Source organism: Mycoplana sp. MJR14, from assembly GCF_029210525.1.
Lineage (GTDB): Bacteria > Pseudomonadota > Alphaproteobacteria > Rhizobiales > Rhizobiaceae > Mycoplana.
The window spans coordinates 64087-85074 of sequence record NZ_JARGEO010000010.1 but is presented as its reverse complement, the minus strand read 5'-3'; the positions used below and the strand labels follow the sequence as shown (position 1 = coordinate 85074).

Annotated in this window: 15 protein-coding genes and 1 tRNA gene; 5 read left to right on the top strand and 11 right to left on the bottom strand. The window is 66.4% G+C overall.

Annotated elements, in window-relative coordinates; genetic code table 11:
- Positions 1–261 precede the first annotated feature (261 nt).
- The 6 genes from P0086_RS20285 to pcsA all read right to left on the bottom strand — a co-directional run bounded on the left by P0086_RS20285 (position 262) and on the right by pcsA (position 6717).
- Positions 262–1332 (bottom strand): BMP family ABC transporter substrate-binding protein, encoded by a 1071-nt coding sequence (locus P0086_RS20285; RefSeq protein ID WP_112599686.1) that lies wholly within the window; start codon positions 1330–1332, stop codon positions 262–264.
- Positions 1333–1378: 46 nt separating this feature from the next.
- Complete coding sequence (locus tag P0086_RS20280) at positions 1379–2299, bottom strand: ABC transporter permease (protein ID WP_112599685.1); 921 nt, start codon at positions 2297–2299, stop codon at positions 1379–1381.
- Complete coding sequence (locus tag P0086_RS20275; RefSeq protein WP_275788883.1) at positions 2299–3396, bottom strand: ABC transporter permease; 1098 nt, start codon at positions 3394–3396, stop codon at positions 2299–2301. Before P0086_RS20275 ends, P0086_RS20280 begins: the two co-directional genes overlap by 1 nt.
- Positions 3386–4930, bottom strand: a complete 1545-nt coding sequence (locus tag P0086_RS20270; protein WP_275788881.1) for an ABC transporter ATP-binding protein — start codon at positions 4928–4930, stop codon at positions 3386–3388. Before P0086_RS20270 ends, P0086_RS20275 begins: the two co-directional genes overlap by 11 nt.
- Positions 4931–5004: 74 nt before the next feature.
- Entirely contained in the window at positions 5005–5976 is a 972-nt protein-coding gene (locus tag P0086_RS20265) for a quinone oxidoreductase (RefSeq protein ID WP_112599683.1), read from the bottom strand.
- A gap of 15 nt (positions 5977–5991) precedes the next feature.
- A complete protein-coding gene (gene pcsA / locus P0086_RS20260) occupies positions 5992–6717 on the bottom strand; it encodes a phosphatidylcholine synthase (protein ID WP_112599682.1) in 726 nt (241 codons plus the stop codon).
- Between the two features lie 264 nt (positions 6718–6981).
- On the opposite strand from pcsA, the gene P0086_RS20255 reads away from it, so the two are divergent.
- The gene (locus tag P0086_RS20255) at positions 6982–8187 is read left to right on the top strand and encodes a UbiH/UbiF family hydroxylase (RefSeq protein WP_275788876.1); all 1206 of its coding nucleotides are present in this window, start codon (positions 6982–6984) and stop codon (positions 8185–8187) included.
- Here the strand turns inward: P0086_RS20255 and P0086_RS20250 are convergent.
- Positions 8155–9117: an AEC family transporter gene (locus tag P0086_RS20250; protein WP_275788873.1), complete on the bottom strand. Its 963-nt coding sequence runs from the start codon at positions 9115–9117 to the stop codon at positions 8155–8157. The two genes, P0086_RS20255 and P0086_RS20250, sit on opposite strands and share 33 nt — an antisense overlap.
- A gap of 98 nt (positions 9118–9215) precedes the next feature.
- The gene (locus tag P0086_RS20245) at positions 9216–9965 is read right to left on the bottom strand and encodes a cytochrome c biogenesis CcdA family protein (protein ID WP_112599679.1); all 750 of its coding nucleotides are present in this window, start codon (positions 9963–9965) and stop codon (positions 9216–9218) included.
- A gap of 280 nt (positions 9966–10245) precedes the next feature.
- Here P0086_RS20245 and P0086_RS20240 point away from each other — a divergent pair.
- The 3 genes from P0086_RS20240 (at position 10246) to P0086_RS20230 (ending at position 11913) form a co-directional block, all read left to right on the top strand.
- Positions 10246–10321: transfer RNA gene (locus P0086_RS20240), tRNA-Lys, on the top strand.
- Positions 10322–10592: 271 nt separating this feature from the next.
- Positions 10593–11366: an NAD kinase gene (locus P0086_RS20235; protein WP_112599725.1), complete on the top strand. Its 774-nt coding sequence runs from the start codon at positions 10593–10595 to the stop codon at positions 11364–11366.
- Positions 11367–11412: 46 nt separating this feature from the next.
- On the top strand, positions 11413–11913 hold the full coding sequence (locus tag P0086_RS20230; protein WP_275788869.1) for a hypothetical protein: 501 nt from the start codon (positions 11413–11415) through the stop codon (positions 11911–11913).
- A gap of 129 nt (positions 11914–12042) precedes the next feature.
- On the opposite strand, the gene prfB is transcribed toward P0086_RS20230, so the two are convergent.
- The 3 genes from prfB to P0086_RS20215 all read right to left on the bottom strand — a co-directional run bounded on the left by prfB (position 12043) and on the right by P0086_RS20215 (position 17280).
- Positions 12043–13174, bottom strand: a protein-coding gene (gene prfB / locus P0086_RS20225; RefSeq protein WP_275788866.1) for a peptide chain release factor 2 whose coding sequence is annotated in 2 segments (ribosomal slippage) — positions 12043–13104 and positions 13106–13174 — 1131 coding nt in all. Because the reading frame shifts where the segments join, the coding sequence is not laid out codon by codon here.
- A gap of 128 nt (positions 13175–13302) precedes the next feature.
- On the bottom strand, positions 13303–15753 hold the full coding sequence (locus P0086_RS20220) for a penicillin-binding protein 1A (protein WP_112599677.1): 2451 nt from the start codon (positions 15751–15753) through the stop codon (positions 13303–13305).
- Between the two features lie 279 nt (positions 15754–16032).
- On the bottom strand, positions 16033–17280 hold the full coding sequence (locus tag P0086_RS20215) for an N-acetylmuramoyl-L-alanine amidase (RefSeq protein WP_275788862.1): 1248 nt from the start codon (positions 17278–17280) through the stop codon (positions 16033–16035).
- Positions 17281–18000: 720 nt separating this feature from the next.
- On the opposite strand from P0086_RS20215, the gene P0086_RS20210 reads away from it, so the two are divergent.
- Positions 18001–20865, top strand: a complete 2865-nt coding sequence (locus tag P0086_RS20210) for a ribonuclease E/G (protein ID WP_275788860.1) — start codon at positions 18001–18003, stop codon at positions 20863–20865.
- Positions 20866–20988: the final 123 nt, after the last annotated feature.

The following is a 20988-nucleotide window of genomic DNA, read 5'->3' as shown; positions in this document are numbered from 1 at the left end:
CGAGCCCGGCGGTTTTCTAGGAGAGAAATCGAGGCTTGAGAAGCGAAATTCCCGGCCAGCAAACAGCTTGCCGCCCGGGCAGAGGCGAATCGGCCACTCCTGACGGCGGCGCACTGCCGCGGATCCACTGTCTCCGGATCCTCTGAAAACCGCGCATACGGCATGGGAGCCACGCTCCCCCTTGCAGGAAACCCCGGAGCGTTTCCGCTTCCGGGGCTTCCGTCTGTCACCATTCGGGCGGATCGATCCCGCGCTGCGACCTTACTGCGGCAGCTTGTCGTCGACGCCGGCGATGTAGAAGTTCATGCCGAGCAGAACGCCGTCCTCGGCCTTCTCGCCGTCCTTCAGCCAGTCGGAGCCGTCCTGCTTCTTGATCGGGCCGGTGAAGGGATGCAGTTCGCCGGAGCGGATCTTCGCCTCGGTCTCCTCGGCCATCTTCTTCACGTCGTCCGGCATGTTGGTATAGGGCGCCATCGTCAGGATACCGTCCTTCAGGCCGTCCCAGATCTGCTCGGACTTCCAGCTGCCGTCCAGCAGTTCCTTGGTGCGCTTGATGTAGTAGGCGCCCCAGGTGTCGACGATCGCCGTCAGCTGCGTTTCCGGGCCGGCCTTGATCATGTCGGAGGCCTGGCCGAAGGCCTTGATGCCGCGTTCGGCGGCGACCTGCATCGGCGCGGTCGTGTCGGTGTGCTGGGTCAGGATGTCGACGCCCTGGTCGATCAGCGCCTTGGCGGCGTCGGCTTCCTTGCCGGGGTCGAACCAGGTGTTGGCCCAGATGACCTTGACCTTGAAGTCCGGATTGACCGACTGGGCGCCGTGGACGAACGAGTTGATGCCCATCACCACTTCCGGAATCGGGAAGGAGGCGATGTAGCCGGCGACACCCTTCTGAGACATCTTCGCGGCGATCTGGCCCTGGATGTAGCGGCCTTCATAGAAGCGCGAGTTGTAGGTGGCGACGTTCGGCGCCGACTTGAAGCCGGTGGCATGCTCGAACTTCACGTCCGGGAACTTCTCGGCGACCTTGATCGTCGCGTCCATGAAGCCGAACGAGGTGGTGAAGATCAGCGCGCAGCCGGACCGGGCCATGCGCTCGATGGCGCGCTCGGCATCCGGGCCTTCCGGAACGTTTTCCAGGAACGGCGTCTCGATCTTGTCGCCGAATTCGGCCTGCAGGGCCTGGCGGCCGATGTCGTGCGCCTGGGTCCAGCCGCCGTCGGTCTTGGAGCCGACATAGATGAAGCAGACCTTGGTCTTGTCCTGGGCGCCGGCGGAGGCGGTAAAGCCCAGCATCGCGGCCGAGGTGGCGAGTGCGAATAGCAGTTTTTTCATTTTGACCCCTGTAGGTTTGAGAGTGGGTTTTCCCGTCGCTTCTTCTTCATCGATCGGGCACGAACGGCTTGCCGAGCGATGCGGGCGTGTTGATCAACGTCGTGCGCCGATTGTGCGATATCAGGACGAGGACGACAACCGTGGCCGCATAGGGAAGCGCCGACAGGAACTGGGAGGGGATGCCGAGGCCGAGTGCCTGGGCATGCAGCTGGCTGATCGACACGGCCCCGAAGAGATAGCCGCCGGCAAGCACCCGCCAGGGGCGCCACGAGGCGAACACCACCAGCGCCAGCGCGATCCAGCCGCGGCCGGCCGACATGTTCTCCACCCATTGCGGCGTGTAGACCAGCGACAGCTGGGCGCCCGCGAGACCGGCGCAGGCGCCGCCGAACATCACGGCGAGGTAGCGGGTGCGGATGACGCCGATGCCGAGCGCGTGCGCGGAGGCATGGTTGTCGCCGATGGCGCGGATCTTCAGCCCGGCGCGGCTCCTGAACAGGAACCAGTTGACGCCGATCACCAGCGCAATCGAGATGTAGAAGATCAGGTCCTGCCGGAACAGCAGCGGCCCGAGATAGGGTATGTCGGACAAGAGCGGGATCGCGATCTGCGGCAGCTTGGTGCCGGACATGCCGACATAGGCCTCGCCGATCTGCCCGGAAATGCCGAGGCCGAGGATCGTCAGCGCCAGGCCGGTCGCCACCTGGTTGGCGACGAGCGTCAGCGTCAGGAAGCCGAACAGGAGCGAGAACAGCGCCCCGCCGCCGATGCCGGCGAGGATGCCGAGATAGGGCGAGCCGGTCGCCTGGGTGGCGGCGAAGGCCAGCACCGCGCCCATGATCATCATGCCCTCGACGCCGAGGTTGAGCACGCCGGCGCGCTCGGTGACGAGTTCGCCGAGGGCTGCCAGCACCAACGGGGTCGCGGCGGTGATGACGGTCAGGAGGATCGCTTCGACGATGCCCATCATTCGGCTCCCTGCTGCGCGGCCGGCACCGCAGCGCCCGCAAAGACGAACCTGATCCGGTAGAGGATCAGCGTGTCGCAGGAGAGCACGAAGAAGAGCAGCAGCCCCTGGAAGACGCGCGTCACCTTGTCGGAGACACTGAGCGTCAGTTGCACCGCCTCGCCGCCGACATAGGTCAGCGCCAGGAACAGGCCGGCCAAGATGATGCCGAGCGGGTTCAGCCGGCCGAGGAAGGCGACGATGATGGCGGTGAAGCCGTAGCCCGGCGAAATGATCGGCTGCAGCTTGCCGATGTTTCCGCTGACCTCGGAAATGCCGGCGAGCCCGGCGAGCGCGCCGGACAGGAGCATCGAGAACCAGATCATCCGCCGCGACGAGAAGCCGGCGAACCGCCCTGCCCGCTCCGACTGGCCGAGCACCGTCACCTCGAAGCCCTTCAGCGTGTAGCGCATCATGAACCAGAGCAGCACCGCGGCCGCAAGGGCGAAGACGAAGCCGAGATTGGTGCGGCCGGACTCGAGGATCTCCGGCAGCACGGCCTCAGCCGAAAAATCGCGGGTCACGGGGAAGTTGTAGGCATCCGGGCTGCGCCAGGGGCCGCGCACCATCCAGTCGAGGAAGAGCTGGGCGATATAGACCAGCATCAGGCTCGACAGGATCTCGTTGGTGTTCATGTTCGCCTTGAGGAAGGCGGGGATCGCCGCATAGAGCGCGCCGCCGATCATGCCGAAGACGAGCATCAGCGGCAGCACCAGCGGCGAATGCCACTCGTGGAAGACGACCGGCACGATCGCGCCCGCGATCGCGCCCATGATGAACTGGCCCTCGGCGCCGATGTTCCAGTTGTTGGAGCGGTAGCAGACCGACAGGCCGACGCCGATCAGGATCAGGGGGGCGGCCTTGATCGCGATCTCGTGCAGCGACCAGACGTCGAGCAGCGGCTCGACGAAGAAGCTGTAGAGGGCTGCGACCGGATCCTTGCCGAGCAGGAAGAACATGACGCCGCCGGCGATCACCGTCAGAAGCAGCGCGATGAACGGCGACAGCACGGCATAGAAGGCCGAGGCCCGCGGGCGCTTCTCCAGTTCAATGCGCATGCGCGGCCTCCGTCATCGGCTCGGCCCGGCCGTAGAGACCGCCCATCAAGAGGCCGATCTTCTCGCGCGAAAGCTCGCCTGCCGGGTAGATGTCGGAAAGCCGCCCCTCGCTGATGACGGCGATCTCGGTCGCAACCTCGAAGATCTCGTCGAGGTCCTGGCTGATGACGAGCACGGCCGAGCCGGATTTGGCGAGATCGACGAGCGCCTGGCGGATGCGGCTCGCAGCACCCGCATCGACGCCCCAGGTCGGCTGGTTGACGACGAGGACGGACGGCTGCCGGTCGAGCTCGCGGCCGACGATGAATTTCTGCAGGTTGCCGCCGGAGAGCGAGCCGGCCGGCGGATCCTCGCCGTTCTTGCGCACGTCCATCGCCTCGGAGATGCGCCTTGCGGCCATCCGCACGGCCGTGGACTTGATGATGCCGAGCACGCCGCCGCCGAGAAACGCCTGGCGGTCCGACTGGTTGCGGGCGAGCACGAGATTGTCGGAGAGCGACATGCCGGTCACGGCTGCATGGCCATGGCGTTCCTCCGGCACGAAGCCCGCGCCGAGCAGTCGCCGCGCGGTGATGCCCCGCGTACCGACAGGTCGCTGGCGGATATGGACCGCATCCGGCTCCGCTGTCGGATATTCGCCCGAAAGCGCATCGAACAGCTCGCCCTGCCCGTTGCCGGCGACGCCGGCGATTGCCAGCACCTCGCCGGCATGGACCTTGAGACAGACGTTCTTGAGCGCGACGGCGAAGGGCGTGCGCGCCGGCACGCTGAGATGACGCGCCTCGAGCAGCACCTCGCCCTTGGCGCTCGTTCCGGCCGCGCTGACATGCGGCACGTCGGCGCCGACCATCATCCGCGCCAGCGACGCCGCGGTCTCCTTCTTCGGATCGCAGGCACCCGTCACCTTGCCGTGGCGCAGCACGGTGGCGCGGTCGCAGATGCGCTGCACCTCTTCCAGGCGATGGCTGATGTAGAGGACGGAGCGTCCCTCGGCACGCAGCTTGAACAGCGTCTCGAACAGCCGGTCCGCCTCCTGCGGCGTCAGGACGGAGGTGGGCTCGTCGAGGATGATCAGCTGCGGGTTCTGCAGGAGCGCACGGACGATCTCGATGCGCTGGCGCTCGCCGACCGAGAGATCGGCGACATGCGCCTTCGGATCGAGCGGAAGACCATAGGCGTGCGACAGCTCCGAGGCGCGCTCGGCCACGCGGGCGAGCGGGATCGTGCCATCAAGCGACAGTGCGATGTTCTCGGCCACCGTCAGCGCCTCGAACAGCGAGAAGTGCTGGAAGACCATGCCGATGCCGAGGCGGCGGGCTGCGCCGGGGCTTGCGATCGAGACCGGCGCGCCCTGCCAGAGGACCTCGCCGGCGGTCGGCGCGAGCACGCCGAACAGCATCTTCACCAGCGTCGACTTGCCGGCGCCGTTCTCGCCGAGGAGCGCATGGATCTCGCCCGGCTGGACGTCGAGGTCGATGCCGTTGCAGGCCGCGAAGGTGCCGAAAAGCTTCGTCAGGTTGCGTACAGCCAGCAACGGGCTGCCCGCGGACGCTCCTGCGACTGACACTATGCCCCTCTCTTCTCGCGGCCCTCCCCGATCCTTCATCGTCAGGGGATGAGCAGCGTCGCTCCGCTTGTTTTTCTTGTTTCCAGATCCGTGTGCGCGCGCCCCGCTTCCGCCAACGGATAGGTCTGGTTGACATTGATACGCACTTTGCTGCTGCGCACAACATCAAACAGCGAGTTTGCACACGCATCCAGTTCGGGCCGGGTGGCGATATACTGGAACAGCGTCGGGCGCGTCGCATAGAGCGAGCCCTTCTGGGCGAGCAGGCCGAGGCTGAAGGCATCGACCGGGCCGGAGGAATTGCCGAACGAGACGAACATGCCGCGCGTCTTCAGGCAGTCCAGCGATTTCGGGAACGTGTCCTTGCCGACGGAATCGTAGACGACGTCGCACTTCTTGCCGCCCGTCAGCTCCAGCACGCGGGCGACGAAATCCTCCCGGCTGTAGTCGATGACGTGGTCGTAGCCGTGCGCCAGCGCCAGCTCGACCTTTTCCTTCGACCCGGCCGTGCCGATCACGGTCGCCCCCAGCGCCTTAGCCCACTGTCCGGCAATCAGCCCGACGCCGCCGGCTGCGGCATGGAACAGGATCGTCATGCCGGGCTTCACCGGAAAGGTCTGCAAGAGCAGATACTGCGCCGTCATGCCCTTCAGCATCATCGCCGCCGCCGTCTCCAGCGGGATTTCGTCCGGCACCTTGACCAGGTGGGCGGTGCCGATGTTGCGTTCGGCCGCATAGGCCCCTTCCGCCGACGCATAGGCGACCCGGTCGCCGACGGCGAAGCCGGTCACGCCCTCGCCGAGCGCCGTCACGGTGCCGGCGCCTTCCTTGCCGGGAATGAACGGCAGCTCCGTCTTGTAGAGGCCGGTGCGGAAATAGACGTCGATGAAGTTCAGCCCGATCGCCGCCTGCTTGATGCGCACCTCGCCCGGACCGGGCGGGGCGAGCGCGACCTCCTCGATCTTGAGAACTTCCGGGCCGCCGAGCGAGCGGACGACGATGGCCTGTGTCATGTCATGTCTCCAGGATCAGTGCTTGCCCAGGCGCGGAAACATCTGAAGGATCGCGCCGATGAGATAGAGATAGAGGCCCGTGCCGACCACGCCGAGGACCACCCATTGCGGCGTCTCGAAATGCAGGAGCAGCGCATAGCCACCGAGTGCGGCCCAGGCGAAGAAGACGCCCAGGTTCAGCGGACGCAGGCGCTCCACGCGCACCGGATGCAGGAAGTTGATCGGCATGAAGGTCAGGAATACCGAGACGAAGACGACGATCGATGCCGTCAGTTCGCTCGCCTTGATGACGAACAGGGTGAAGACGACCATGTTCCAGACGACGGGAAAGCCCGAGAAGAAGTACTCCTCCGTCTTCATCCCCATGTCGGCATAGTAGATGGCGCTGGAGACGACGATGGCGCCGGCGGCGACGAAAGACCACGGCTCGCCGATCATGCCGCTCTGGTAGAGCGCGAATGCCGGCAACAGCACGTAGGTGACGTAGTCGATGACGTTGTCGAGCGTGTCGCCGGACCAGTTGGGCAGCACCTCCTTCACCCGCACCTTGCGGGCGATCGGCCCGTCGATGCCGTCGACGAGCAGCGCCAGGCCGAGCCACCAGAACATGTCGACGAAGCGGTGCTCGGCGGCGGCGACGACGCCGAGAAAGGCCAGGAACGAGCCCGACGCCGTCAGGATATGGACGGAGAAGGCACGAATTTCCGCGTAGGGAACGCGCCTGTAATTGAAGAACTTCATCGCTTGCCCTTGTTCTCTCCCAAGCGCCCCGGCCGCTGCGCCGCATGGCAAGACCCGCTGACATAGCAGGATTTTGCCCGGTAATATGCACCGATTGGCGGCCGCTTCCAGCGGAAATCCGGATGCGCGTCCGGAACTGCGGCCAACTGCCGTCGTCGCCGGGCGCTCCAACCCATGGATTTTGGCCGATTCCGGGCGTAGTTTGCGGCCAGAAGCCTGCAGGGCATTTCTGTGGGAAAGCATGAACGGAAAGAAACACCTCGCATGGAAGCCTTTGATATCGCTATCGTCGGAGCCGGGCTCGCCGGCAACATCGCCGCTCTCGCGCTGGCCGATTCGGGGCGGCGCGTGGCGCTGGTGGCGCCTTCGGCCCGCCACACCGACGGGCGCACGACGGCGCTGATGGCGCAATCGATGGACTTCATCCGCGACCTCGGGCTCTTCGAGGATATCGCCAGGGTCGCCGCGCCGCTGGAGACGATGCGCATCCTCGACGGCACCGGGCGGCTCTTCCGGGCCCCGCCGGTCAGCTTCCGCTCCAGCGAGGTCGGCCTGCCGGCCTTCGGCTACAACATTCCGAACGCCCCCTTCCTGGAAGAGCTGGAGACGCGGATTTCCGCGCAGCAGGCGATCACCCGCTTCGACACCAAGCTCGACCGGCTCGTCCTGACCGAGGCAGCCGCCGAACTGCATCTGGCCGACGGACGAACGCTCGCAGCCGGGCTGGTGGCCGGCGCCGACGGGCGGCAATCCGAGGTGCGGCGCCAGAGCGGCATCGCGGTCCGGAACTGGACCTACCCGCAGACCGCACTGGTGCTGAACTTCACCCACGAACTGCCGCATGCGAACATGTCGACGGAGTTCCACACCGAGCACGGCCCGTTCACGCAGGTGCCGCTGCCGGGCCGCCGGTCGAGCCTCGTCTGGGTGCTGTCGCCGAGGGAGGCCGAAGCCACACAGGCCCTGCCGCTCGAGGCGCTCAGCCGCGCGGTCGAGGACCGGATGCAGTCGGTGCTCGGCAAAGTGACGGTCGAAGCCGCGCCGCAGGCCTTCCCGCTTTCCGGCATGCAGGCGGACCGCTTCGGCAAGGGGCGCGTGGTCCTGCTCGGCGAGGCGGCGCACGCCTTCCCGCCGATCGGGGCGCAAGGCCTCAATCTCAGCCTGCGCGACGTGATGGCGCTGCGCGACCTGCTCTCCGCCCCCGCCCTGTCCGCTGCCACGATCGGCGAGGCCTTCGACCGCAGCCGGCGCGCCGACATCCAGAGCCGCACCCTCAGCGTTGACCTGCTCAACCGCTCGCTGCTGTCCGGCTTCCTGCCGGTGCAGATCCTGCGGACCGCCGGCCTGCACATGCTGTCGGCCATCGGGCCGCTGCGCAGCGTCGTCATGCGCGAGGGCGTCGAGCCGGGCGGCTCGTGGAAGGCCGTCCGCGAGACTTTAAGGGAAAGGGTCTCCCGGAAGCAGGCCTGACTTGATCGCATAGAGCAGGATCGTGACGGTCGCGACCGACAGCACGGTGGTGATCAGGATCGTCGCCGAGGCGCGTTCCGGCCAGACGCCGTATTGCGCGCCGATGACGAAGACGTTCGTCGCCGTCGGCAGCGCCGCCAGGAGCACGGCGGTGTAGACCCAGACCGGATCGAAATTGCCGGCCGCACCCAGGAGCAGGTACATCGTCAGCGGCAGCAGGAGCAGCTTCGCCGGCACGATGTAGCCGATCTCCGCCGGTACCCGCTTCAGCGGTCTCAGCGCCAGCGTCACGCCCATGGCAAAGAGGGCGCAGGGCGCTGCCGCCTGCGCCAGATAGTCGATCAGCCGCTGCATCGGCGCCGGCGCCTCGAAATGCAGGAAGGCGGCGACGAAACCCACCGCCGTCGACAGGATGAACGGATGGGTGACGATGCGGCGGACGACGTCCCGGACGATCGCCGCGGTGGGCCGCCTGTCGCCGCCGGAGAACGACATCAGCGCCGGCGCGACCATGAAATGCAGCATGTTCTCGAAGCAGAACACCAGCGCCACGGGGACCGCCGCCGGCTCCCCGAAGGCCAGCAGCGCCAGGCCCGGGCCCATGAAACCGATATTGCCGTAGGCCGCGGCAAGGCCCTGCATGGTGGCCTCGGCGGTCGTCGCACGCCGCAGGAGGATGCCGACCGCAAAGATCAGGCCGAACACCAGATAGGTCGCGCTGACATTGGCGAGGATAAAATCCACGCGGGTCAACTGCTCCACCGGCGTCTTCGACACGAGCTTGAAGAACAGCGCCGGCAGGGCGATGAAGATGATGAACGTGTTGAGCCAGCCGAGCGCTGCGGCGGGTTGGCGCGTGATCTTCGCCGCGAGGTAGCCGATCAGGATCATGCCGAAGAACGGCAGGACCAGTCCCATTATTTCCGCCATGCCGCCCGCCGATGCACGTCCTCTTCAAGTCTCCGACCGGCTCTACAGCAACTTGGCGCCCTGCGGAACCGGAGCGCGGAAAAAAGGTCGGGCGCCCGTCAGCCGATCTGCGAGAGGATCGGGAAGGTCTGCTGGAACCAGATCGCCACCGAACTGATATAGCCGAGCATGAAGGCGAGGCCGGTGAGGACGAGCAGCACGCCCATGATGCGCTCCACCGTACCGAGGTGTTTGCGGAAGCGCATCAGGAACCGCATGAAGGCGCCGGAAAAGCCGGCGGCGATCCAGAACGGGACGGCGAGCCCCAGCGAATAGACGGCCAGGAGGACGGCGCCCTCGCCCACCGTCTCGCGGGCGGCGGCGACGCCGAGGATCGCGCCCAGCACGGGGCCGATGCACGGCGTCCAGCCGAAGGCGAAGGCGAGCCCCATCACATAGGCGCCGGACAGCGTGGCCGGCTTGCCGCCGCCCTGGAAGCGCGCCTCGCGGGCGAAGAGGCCGATCCGGAGCACGCCGAGAAAATGCAGTCCCATCAGGATGATGACGGCGCCGCCCAGCTGCGCCAGGATATCCAGATGACGCCTGAGCGCCATGCCGATCGTGGAGGCGCCGGCCCCGAGCGCCACGAAGACGGTCGCAAAACCGAGGGTGAAGAACAGCGCGGAGAACATCACCGCCCGGCGGGCGCGGCCGTCGTCGACGGCGACCGTGCCGCTGCGGAACTGCTCGACGGAAATGCCCGCCATGTAGCACAGATAGGGCGGCACCAGCGGCAGCACGCAGGGCGACAGGAACGACAGGGTTCCGGCCAGAAGCGCGCTCAGGAGGGAAATTTCGGCAATCGACAACTGCTTCTCCGCGGCAGGGCCACGTCCGCCAGGGGGCGGACCCCGCCTCTTCTCGATTTCATCCGGACACCACTACCACCATTCTGCGCCGCCGGCGCTGACCTGTTCCGTCGCCGGTGTCCATGGCTTGCATAGCCGCCCGGCCGGGCCGCGCCAAGCGCGTTTCGACGGCCGCGGCGAAATGCAGCAAAACCCGGATTCGACGCGATTTTACGGGTTGACCGGAAAAAGACGCCTGCTATATGTCCGCCCACTTCCAGGGCCTTCCGCCCGCTTTCGGGAGCGCGTAGCTCAGCCGGTAGAGCAACTGACTTTTAATCAGTAGGTCCAGGGTTCGAATCCCTGCGCGCTCACCATATAAATCATGCCTTTCGACGCGAAACCTCAAGCTTTACTTAAGGTTTTGCAGCAAACCTTCCGGCGGACCGGGCGTCATTCTTCGCGCAACTGCGTGAACGGGCGTTGAGCAATTCCGCGACCACCGCGCCGCGGCCGTCGGCGGAGCATGCCCTTGAAAATTTTGATGCGCTTGCCGGCGGGGCGTGCCAAAAAGACCTGCCCGCAGGCCGTTCGCCTGCCGGCGCCGGTCGCATCGGCCGGTCGGGCAGGAAGGCAGAAGCGCAGAAGATGAGCCGCAAGATTCGATCGCTATCGTTCGTCGCCTCGCAGGCACCGGAGGCGGAGCAGGCCCGCGGCGAGCTCGTCGAACGCTACGGCGACGCCTCGCCGGATGAAGCCGACGTGATCGTCGCGCTCGGCGGCGACGGCTTCATGCTGCAGACCCTGCATACGACCATGAATTCCGGGAAGATGGTCTACGGCATGAACCGCGGCTCGATCGGCTTCCTGATGAACCGCTTCAGCCTGGCGGATCTGCCCGCCCGCATCGAAAGGGCGGTGGCCAATATCTGCCGGCCGCTGGAAATGCGCACCGTCGACGCCGACGGCCATGTCAGCGAGGCGCTGGCGATCAACGAGGTCTACCTCTTCCGACAGTCCTACCAGGCGGCCAAGCTGCGCGTCGACATCGACGGCCGGACGCGGCTGCCGGAACTGATCTGCGACGGCCTGCTGCTGGCGACGCCCGCGGGGTCCACCGCCTACAATCTTTCGGCGCACGGGCCGATCCTGCCGCTCGAGGCGCCGCTCCTGGCCTTGACGCCGGTCAGCCCGTTCCGGCCGCGGCGATGGCGCGGCGCGCTCCTGCCGAACCATGTGACCGTCGATATCGAGATCCTCGAACCCGAGAAGCGGCCGGTCAACGCCGTCGCCGACTACACCGAGATCAAATCGGTCCACTCGGTGCGGATCGCTCAGTCGGAAAGCTCGACGGCGATCATCCTGTCCGATCCGGACCACTCCTGGTCCGAGCGCATCCTGTCCGAGCAGTTCCAGTACTAGCGCGGACCGTCTGTCCCAGAAGCGCCCGACGCGAAAGGAGCAACCGATGTCCTATCCCTCATCCGCCGCCGTCGCGCTGCTCGCTCTGCTCATCGTCGCGCCGGCCGCTGCCGCACAGGAGCCCTCGCCCCTGCCCGCGAACGTGACCTTCGCCGTCAGCACCGGCTACTGGGAGGAACAGCCGGCCGCCGATGGCGATCCGGCCGCCTCCGGCGCTGCGGCAGCTGATGCGTCGGCGGTCCGGCGGGGCTACTACAAGCTGTTTTCGCTGCGCCAGCCGGACGGCACCGCGCAGATCCACCTGCAACGGATCGCCGCCACCGCGGAGGGCCCGGCGATCGCCTCTTCGACGGAGCTCGAGGAATTCTCGACGATGAAGGCCTATGTCACCGACATCCGGCCCGAGAGTTCCGACGGGATGAAGGCGCAACCGGGCATGTTCGCCACCGTCTACCTGAAGACGGATCCGCAGGCGACGGAATCGACCGCCTGGACGGTGCTGATCGACGATCTCGGCGAACTGAAGATCGAGAAGGCGAGCAACTGAGACGATCGGCAGGGCCTCAGGGCCGGCGTCGCCGTCAGCGGAATTGGCAGTCCGGCCTTCTCCGGAACGGTTGCGGCCCCCGAAGGGGCCGCCATGAACCATTGAAGGATCGATCCGTCGGGTAAGCCGTCAGGCCAGATCTTCGACGACCGCGTCGGCGCCGCCGCTGACCCGGTGGGCAAGGGCCGCTTCCATGAACTCGTTGAGTTCGCCGTCCAGGACGTCGGAGGGCGACGTGCTCTCGACGCCGGTGCGAAGGTCCTTCACCAACTGGTAGGGCTGCAGCACGTAGGAGCGGATCTGGTGGCCCCAGCCGATGTCGGTCTTCGACGCAGCCTCGGCGTTGGCCGCCTCCTCGCGCTTCTTCAGCTCGGCCTCGTAGAGGCGGGCGCGCAGCATGTCCCAGGCCTTCGCCCGGTTCTTGTGCTGCGAGCGTTCCTGCTGGCAGGCCACCACGATACCGGACGGCATGTGGGTGATGCGGACGGCCGAATCGGTGGTGTTGACGTGCTGGCCGCCGGCGCCGGACGACCGGTAGGTGTCGATGCGGCAATCGCTCTCGTTGATCTCGATGTTGATCGAGTCGTCGACGACCGGATAGACCCAGATCGAGGAGAACGACGTGTGGCGGCGGGCGTTGCTGTCATAGGGGGAGATGCGCACCAGCCGGTGGACGCCCGACTCGGTCTTCATCCAGCCATAGGCATTGTGGCCCTTGACGAGAATCGTCGCCGACTTGATGCCGGCCTCTTCGCCGTCGTGGATCTCGAGCAGCTCGACCTTGAAGCCCTGGCGTTCGGCCCAGCGGGTGTACATGCGCAGCAGCATGTTCGCCCAGTCCTGGCTCTCGGTGCCGCCGGCGCCGGAATGGACTTCGACATAGGTGTCGTTGCTGTCGGCCTCGCCGGACAGCATGGCTTCCACCTGGCGGCGGTTGGCCTCCGTGCGCAGCTCCTTGAGCGCGTTCTCGGCATCCTTGACGATGTCGGCGTCGCCCTCTTCCTCACCGAGCTCGATGAGTTCGATGTTGTCCTTCAGCTGCTGCTCGAGGCCGCGCAGGCCGTTGATGCCGTCGTCGAGCTGCTGGCGCTCGCGCATCAGCTTCTGGGCTTCCGAGGCATCGTTCCAGAGGTTGGGATCCTCTGCCTTGTTGTTCAACCAGTCCAGTCGTCTTACCGCCTGATCCCAGTCAAAGATGCCTCCTCAGCAGGCTTATGGCCTGCTTGATTTCGTCGACTACTTTCTCGATTTCCGCGCGCATATCCGTCTTCTTCGGTTGTTTGCGAGTTGGCCCGTGAGATAGTCACATGGCCGGAGGATGTAAAGGCGGGCGCTTGCGAACGCCCGCCTTTTTAATACCGATCGGATCACAGCTGAGAAAGGGCCCGGTCAGAACAGGCCGCTCTGGCCACCGGTCACCGCCTGGTTGGCCTGCGGCGAGTTGCGCAGGATCTCCTCCGGCTCCATGAATTCCTCGCCGCCGATGACCGAGAAGACGTCGGCGGGCCCGGTGCCGGGCTTGAAGGCTTCCATGATCGTGTCCGGATCGCCCTCGACGGCGGCCATGCCGGTCTTGCGGTCGACCGCGATCATCTGCATGCCTTCCGGCACGAGGAACTTGGTGGGCTGGGTGCCCTCGGTCGCCGCCTGCATGAAGTCGTTGAAGAGCGGTGCGGACAGCGAACCGCCGGTCGCGCCGCGGCCGAGCGGGGCGGGATTGTCGAAGCCGATATAGAGGCCGGCGACGAGATCCGGCGTATAGCCGACGAACCAGGCGTCCTTCTCGTCGTTGGTCGTCCCGGTCTTGCCGGCGACCTGGCGGTCGAGCTTGATCTTGCCGGCGGCGGTGCCGCGCGTGACGACGCCTTCCATCATCGAGGTGATCTGGTAGGCGGTCATCGGATCGAGCACCTGCTCGCGATTGTCGATGACGGTCGGCTCCTCCTGGTTCTCCCAGTCGGCCGCATTGCAGCCCTCGCAGGTGCGCTCCTCGTGGCTATAGATCGTCTTGCCGTAGCGGTCCTGGATCCGGTCGATCAGCGACGGCTTGATCTGCTTGCCGCCGTTGGCGAGCACGGAATAGGCCGAGACCATGCGCAGCACCGTGGTCTCGCCCGAGCCGAGCGACATGGCCAGCACCGGGTTCATCTTGTCGTAGACGCCGAAGCGCTCGGCGTACTCGGCCACGAGGTTCATGCCCATGTCCTGGGCCAGGCGGACCGTCATCAGGTTGCGCGACTTCTCGATGCCGAGCCGCAGGGTCGAGGGACCGGCCGCGCCGCCGCCATAGTTCTGCGGGCGCCAGACCTCGCCGCCGGCGACGATCTCGATCGGCGCGTCCATGATCACGGAAGCGGGCGTGTAGCCGTTGTCCAGCGCTGCGGCGTAGACGAAAGGCTTGAAGGAGGAGCCCGGCTGTCGCATCGCCTGCGTGGCGCGGTTGAACTCCGACTGTCCGTAGGAGAAGCCGCCGACCATGGCGAGCACGCGGCCGGTATGGGGGTCCATCGCGACCAGGCCGCCCTGCACGCGCGGCGGCTGGCGAAGGCGGTAGCTGCCTTCGGTCTCGGTCGGCTCGACATAGACCACGTCGCCCGGCGACAGCACGCCCTCCGGCGAACGGGCCGACTTGCGGTCGCCCCTTGCCGAGCGGTAGGCCCACTTCATCGCCTCGGCCGGGATGCGGCCGGTGACGCGCTCCTCGGCCACCTTGCCGGACGGCTCCTTGCGCGGCTGCAGGCCGATGTCGGCGCCGTCCGCGTCGGTCGCGAGCACGACGGCGAGCTTCCATTCGGGCACGTCGCTGAAGGCGGGCACCTTGCTCAGTTCGATCCCCCAGTCGCTGCCGATCTCGACGGTCTTGATCGGGCCATGGAAGCCGCGGCGTTCGTCGTAGCTGATCAGGCCGCCCTGCAGCACCTTGCGGGCGATGACCTGCAGGCGCGGGTCGAGAGAGGTGCGCACGGACAGGCCACCTTCGTAGAGCGCATTGTCCCCGTAGCGCTCGATGATCTGCCGGCGCACCTCCTCGGCAAAATAGTCGGAGGCGAAGAGATAGGAGCCGCGGTTGCGCGGCGTCACACCGAGCGGCTGCTTCTTGGCTTCCTCGCCCTCGCTGCGGGTGACGTAGCCGTTCTCGACCATGCGATCGATCACCCAGTTGCGCCGCTCGACCGCAGCCTCGGTGCGGCGGAAGGGATGGTAGTTGTTCGGCCCCTTCGGCAGGGCCGCGAGATAGGCCGTCTCGGCGACCGTCAGCTCGGTCACCGACTTGTCGAAATAGGTCAGCGCCGCGCCGGCGATGCCGTAGGAGTTCATCCCGAAGAAGATCTCGTTGAGATAGAGCTCGAGGATGCGGTCCTTGGAATAGGCCTGCTCGATGCGGAAGGAGAGGATCGCCTCCTTCACCTTGCGGTCGATGGTCTGGTCGGAGGAGAGGAGGAAGTTCTTGGCGACCTGCTGGGTGATGGTCGACGCGCCGACCGGACGGCGTCCCGAGCCCATCTGCTGCAGGTTGGTGACGATCGCGCGGAACAGGCCGGTCACGTCGACGCCGGGGTGGTTGTAGAAGTTCTTGTCCTCGGCCGACAGGAAGGCCGCCTTCACCCGATCCGGAATGGCCTGGATCGGCAGGTAGAGCCGCCGCTCACGCGCGTACTCCGCCATCAGCGCGCCGTTCGCGGCGTGCACGCGCGTCGTCACCGGCGGGGCATAGCTGTTCAATACCTCGTAATCGGGCAGATCCTTCGAGACGTTGGCGAGATAGACCGCGACGATCGCGGCCACACCGAGAAAGAAGACGGTGCCAATCCCGAAAAAATATCCAATCAATCTGATCATTTGCCGTTACCGGTATCCTATCATTGCATCAGCCGGGACGATGGAGACGCGCCGCGTCGAAAGCGGCTGCTGGCGATCTCGGCCATCGCGGCAGGCGACCCACAGAATTCGCCATCGAGTCACCCGAATATATGACCCCGACTAGAGCCCCGAATGTGAGGAAAATAGGGCTTACTGCAAACAACGCGCGAAGGCCACGAAACAATTGCCCGTATTGTCACTTTTTCGGCACATGCGGGCCTGCATGAGGCGCGGCCGCGGCCGCCCCTCCCTGCCCCGTCAGCCGCCGTTGGCCATGACGGACGAGCGGTAGCGCTGCACCGCCTCGGCGATCAGGCCGGCCACCTTCTTCTGCCAGGCGGGGTCGAGCAGAAGCTGCTCGTCGTCCTTGTTGGACAGGAAGCCGAGCTCGAGGAGGACGGAGGGGACGTCCGGCGCGGTCAGCACGCGGAAGCCGGCGTGGCGATGCGGGTTGTTGATCAGCTTCACCTCGCCCTCGAAGGCACCGACCACCTCGTTTGCGAGGTTGATCGAGAAGGCCTGCGTCTCGCGGCGGGTGAGGTCGATCAGGATGTCGGCCACCTCGGCGGGCTCGTCCTGGAACGGCATGCCTGCGATCTCGTCGGAGAGGTTTTCGCGGGCGGCGAGGTTGGCGGCGAGGCTGTCGGAGGCCTTGTCGGAGATGGTGTAGACGGTGGCGCCGCGGATGTCCTTCTGCCGCAGCGTGTCGGCATGGATCGAAATGAGAAGGTTGGCGCCCTGGTTGCGGGCGAGCTGGACGCGCTGCGACAGGGAGAGAAACTCGTCCTTGTCACGGGTCAGGACCGCCTTGGTCGTCGGTCCGGCGTTGAGGGCGGCGGTCAGCTCCCGGGCGAAGGCGAGCGTCACCGCCTTCTCGTGGGTCCCCGTCGTCGCCCCTTGCGCGCCGTTGTCGATGCCGCCGTGGCCGGCATCGACCGCGATTACGAACGATCCGTCATCGTCGGCGGCCGCCCCCGGCAGCACGGGACCGCCGGCCGTCTCGGTCACGGCGGCGGCATCCTTCCAGGTCTGGCCGCTGATGAGCTTGGAGAAGGCGTCCTCCGTCACGATCGCGGTATCGACCACCAGCCGGTAGCTGCCGCCCTCCTCCTTGCGCACCTCGGAGGCGACGACGCTCGCGGGCCGGTCGGCGGTGAGGACGATGCGGGACTTGCCGGCAGCCATGCCGCCGTAGCGAATGTCGGAGAACAGGCCGCGCGCGGCGATCTCGTCCTTCTTCAGCGCAAACACCGTGTCGGGCAGATCGATCAGGATGCGGTAGGGATTGGCGACGTAGTGGACCGAAATCTCCGGCCGCCTGTCGAAGTCGAGGATCAGGCGCGTGCGGGCGTCGTCGCCGGCGATCCGCCCGGAATAGGCCACGAGCGGCGAGACGTCGGCCGGGATGGAGGCCGTCGCCACGTCCGTCTCGGCCGCACCGGCGGGCGCCGGCGCCAGGGCGAGCATGCCGGCAAGAAGCCACGCGGCACCGGCCAGCCGATGCATCGCAGAACGCCGCCTTGCCGCTTCGACCTTCACCCGGTCACTCCCCCGTCAAAAAATCTGCACCGTCTCTGAGCCGTTTTGGCGCCGGGATATGACCGCGATTCGGCCCTGCGCGCCAGTTGCGACACGGGGTCGCCCGCGCACCAACTTGCCTTCGCAGGGTTAACCAAAACTTACCACCCGCCCGCACTCCACGCCGGACCGGGCTAACTCCATCCGGTCGGATTCGATCATAATTGTGACGGTCCGGGCTTTTTCCTTGCCATTGTGACATATTGAACATAAAAGCGATTTCAGGGAAAAGTACAGACGGGATAGAAGCCGCAGGCGGGCAGCCAACCACTTGGATTTGGCGCCGAAACTGGCCTTCATCCGCCGTCGCAATGCTTCTTCCCAGCATATGGAATCGCGGTAATCCGGCGGTGGCCGGACCATTTCAACGGTGGATATCCACCATGGGCATTCACGCCCGCTTCATCGGACCCCCTGGGTCTATGGCATTGGCATTCTCGTTTGGACGTTGATGTTGTCGCTGCGGTATTTGTCAGAGGTTAACAGGCTCCGGTGCGTGTTCGTACCAGCCGTTGTCTGGCCGCAGCCCGCTCATCCAGCCCCGACGGGGAATCACTTATCCGGCGCAGCGCTCCCATCCTCCGGTCCCCCGCCTTTCGGCGGGCGGTCGCCAGACAGGCCTGGCCTGCGCCGAGGAGCAGAACTTTCATGGCAGACAAAATGCTTATCGATGCGTCTCATGCAGAGGAGACGCGCGTCGTTGTCGTACGCGGCAACCGCATAGAAGAATTCGATTTCGAATCTCAGCACAAGAAACAGATCCGCGGCAACATCTACCTTGCCAAGGTGACACGCGTCGAACCGTCGCTGCAGGCGGCGTTCGTCGACTACGGCGGCAACCGGCACGGCTTTCTGGCCTTCGCCGAAATCCACCCCGACTACTACCAGATCCCGCTGGCCGACCGGCAGGCGCTTCTGCGCGCCGAGGCCGAGGAGGCCCGCCGCGACGACGACATCGAGCATGTCGAGACCGCACCGGTCCCCGCCCAGCCGGTGAAGATCAAGCAGGAGGCTCCGGTCGAGGTTGAGGCCGAAGCCGTGACCCCGGTCGAGGCCGTCGAGGCGGAGCCGGCGGCGGAAGCGGCCGCAGAGGTCGAGGCTGCGCCCGTCGAGGAAGAAGCCAAGCCGAAGGCGAAAAAGCCGCGCAAGCCGCGCGCCAAGAAGGCCGCCGCCAAGGACGAGGCCGCAGAAGGCGCCGCTGCCGACGACGAGGACGGCAAGACGCCCTCCGGCGACATGGCCGCCGCCGTCGATACCGACGTGATCTCCGAGGAAGTGCGCAAGCGCCCGGGCGACGACGAGGATGACGACGACGATCACCACGAAGAAAAGGAAGTGATCGAATCGGTCGGCGCCGAAGACGCGATGGAAGAAGTTCCCGACCGCGCCGCCCGCCGCCCGCGCAAGCAGTACCGCATCCAGGAAGTGATCAAGCGCCGGCAGATCCTGCTGGTGCAGGTCGCCAAGGAAGAGCGCGGCAACAAGGGTGCCGCACTCACCACCTACCTCTCGCTCGCCGGCCGCTACTCGGTGCTGATGCCCAACACCGCCCGCGGCGGCGGCATCTCCCGCAAGATCACCAACCCGCAGGACCGCAAGCGCCTGAAGGAGATCGCCCGCGATCTCGAGGTGCCGCAGGGCATGGGCGTGATCCTGCGCACCGCCGGCGCCAACCGCACCAAGGTCGAGGTCAAGCGCGACTTCGAATACCTGATGCGCCTGTGGGAGAACGTGCGCACGCTGACGCTGAACTCGACGGCGCCCTGCCTCGTCTACGAGGAAGGCTCGCTGATCAAGCGCTCGATCCGCGACCTCTACAACAAGGACATCAGCGAGATCGTCGTGGCCGGCGAGGAAGGCTACAAGGAAGCCAAGGCTTTCATGAAGATGCTGATGCCGAGCCACGCCAAGGTGGTTCAGCCCTATCGCGACATCCACCCGATCTTCTCGCGCTCGGGCATCGAGGCGCAGCTCGACCGGATGCTGCAGCCGCAGGTGACGCTGAAGTCCGGCGGCTACATCATCATCAACCAGACCGAGGCGCTGGTCTCGATCGACGTCAACTCCGGCCGCTCCACCCGCGAGCATTCGATCGAGGAGACGGCGCTGCAGACGAACCTCGAGGCAGCCGAGGAAGTGGCGCGGCAGCTGCGCCTGCGCGACCTTGCCGGCCTCGTCGTCATCGACTTCATCGACATGGAGGAGAAGCGCAACAACCGCGCCGTCGAGAAGCGTCTCAAGGACCATCTGAAGAACGACCGCGCCCGCATCCAGGTCGGACGCATCTCGCATTTCGGCCTGCTCGAGATGTCGCGCCAGCGCATCCGCGCCTCGGTGCTCGAAAGCACGATGCAGACCTGCCCGCACTGCAACGGCACGGGCCATGTCCGCTCGCAATCCTCCGTGGCGCTGCACGTCCTGCGCGGCATCGAGGAATACCTGCTGAAGAACACCACGCACAACATCACCGTACGGACGACCCCGGACATCGCGCTCTACCTGCTCAACCACAAGCGCGGCACGATCGGCGACTACGAGGCCCGCTTCGGGGTCCACATCGTCATCGACGCCGATGCCCATGTCGGTGCGCAGCACTTCGCGATCGACCGCGGCGAGCCGGTGGAGAACCCGGTCAAGATCGACCAGTTCGTCCAGTTCGTGCCCGAGCCCGATGAAGACGACGACATCGTCATCGAGGAAGAGATCGACGAGGAAGCCGAGGCCGCGAAGCCGGCCGCAGCGGCTGCCGCAGCCACCGCCGACGACCAGGCCGGCCGCAAGCGCAAGCGGCGTCGCCGCCGCCGCGGCCGTGGCGGCCAGGAAGCGGCCGAAGGCAGCGACACCGCCTCCTTCGGCGGCGAGCAGCCGGGCGACGAGGATGAGGACGGCGACGAGGGCAAAGGCGAAGCCGCGGGCGAGACCGAGACCGTCTCCGTTGCCGCCGACGGCGACCAGCAGAAGCGCAAGCGCCGCCGTCGCGGCAAGCGTGGCGGCCGCCGCAACCGCGGTGAAGAGGGCGAGGCTCTGGCCGGTGCCGGAGACGACGCAGGTGACGAGGACGAAGCCGAAGGCACGGTCGAGGTGGCTGTTGCCGCGGACGTGAACCTCGACGCTGCAGCGGAAGCGGCCATCGAGGGCCAGCCCGTCCCCGGCGAGGCCGAAGTCGTGGCCGAGGTGACGGCGGAACCCGCACCGAAGGCACGCCGCACCCGCAAGGCCAAGGCGAAGACCGCCGACGAGCCCGAAGTCGCAGAGGCAGCCGCAGCACCCGACGCCGCAGCCCAGGCCGCGGTCGAGGAGCAGGCGCCGGCCGAAGCGGCCAGCGAACCCGCGGTCGAGGCGGCCTCCGCCGATCTGGACGCGCCGGCCAAGCCGGTCCGCGCCAACCGCGACCTCTCCAAGATCGCCTCGGAGCCGGTGGTGAAGTCTTCGACGACGAAGGAAGCGACGCCGGAAGACGAACCGGAAAAGCCCAAGAAGGGCGGCTGGTGGCAGCGCCGCGGCTTCTTCTGAGCCGTCCCAGATAGAGAACTCGAAAGGCCCGGTCTCCGCCGGGCCTTTTTCGTCGAGCAAGGGAATCGGGTGGTTCCCGCCCCGGGCTTCTGCGACACCAGGCCCCGCAGAAACCATCCAGGG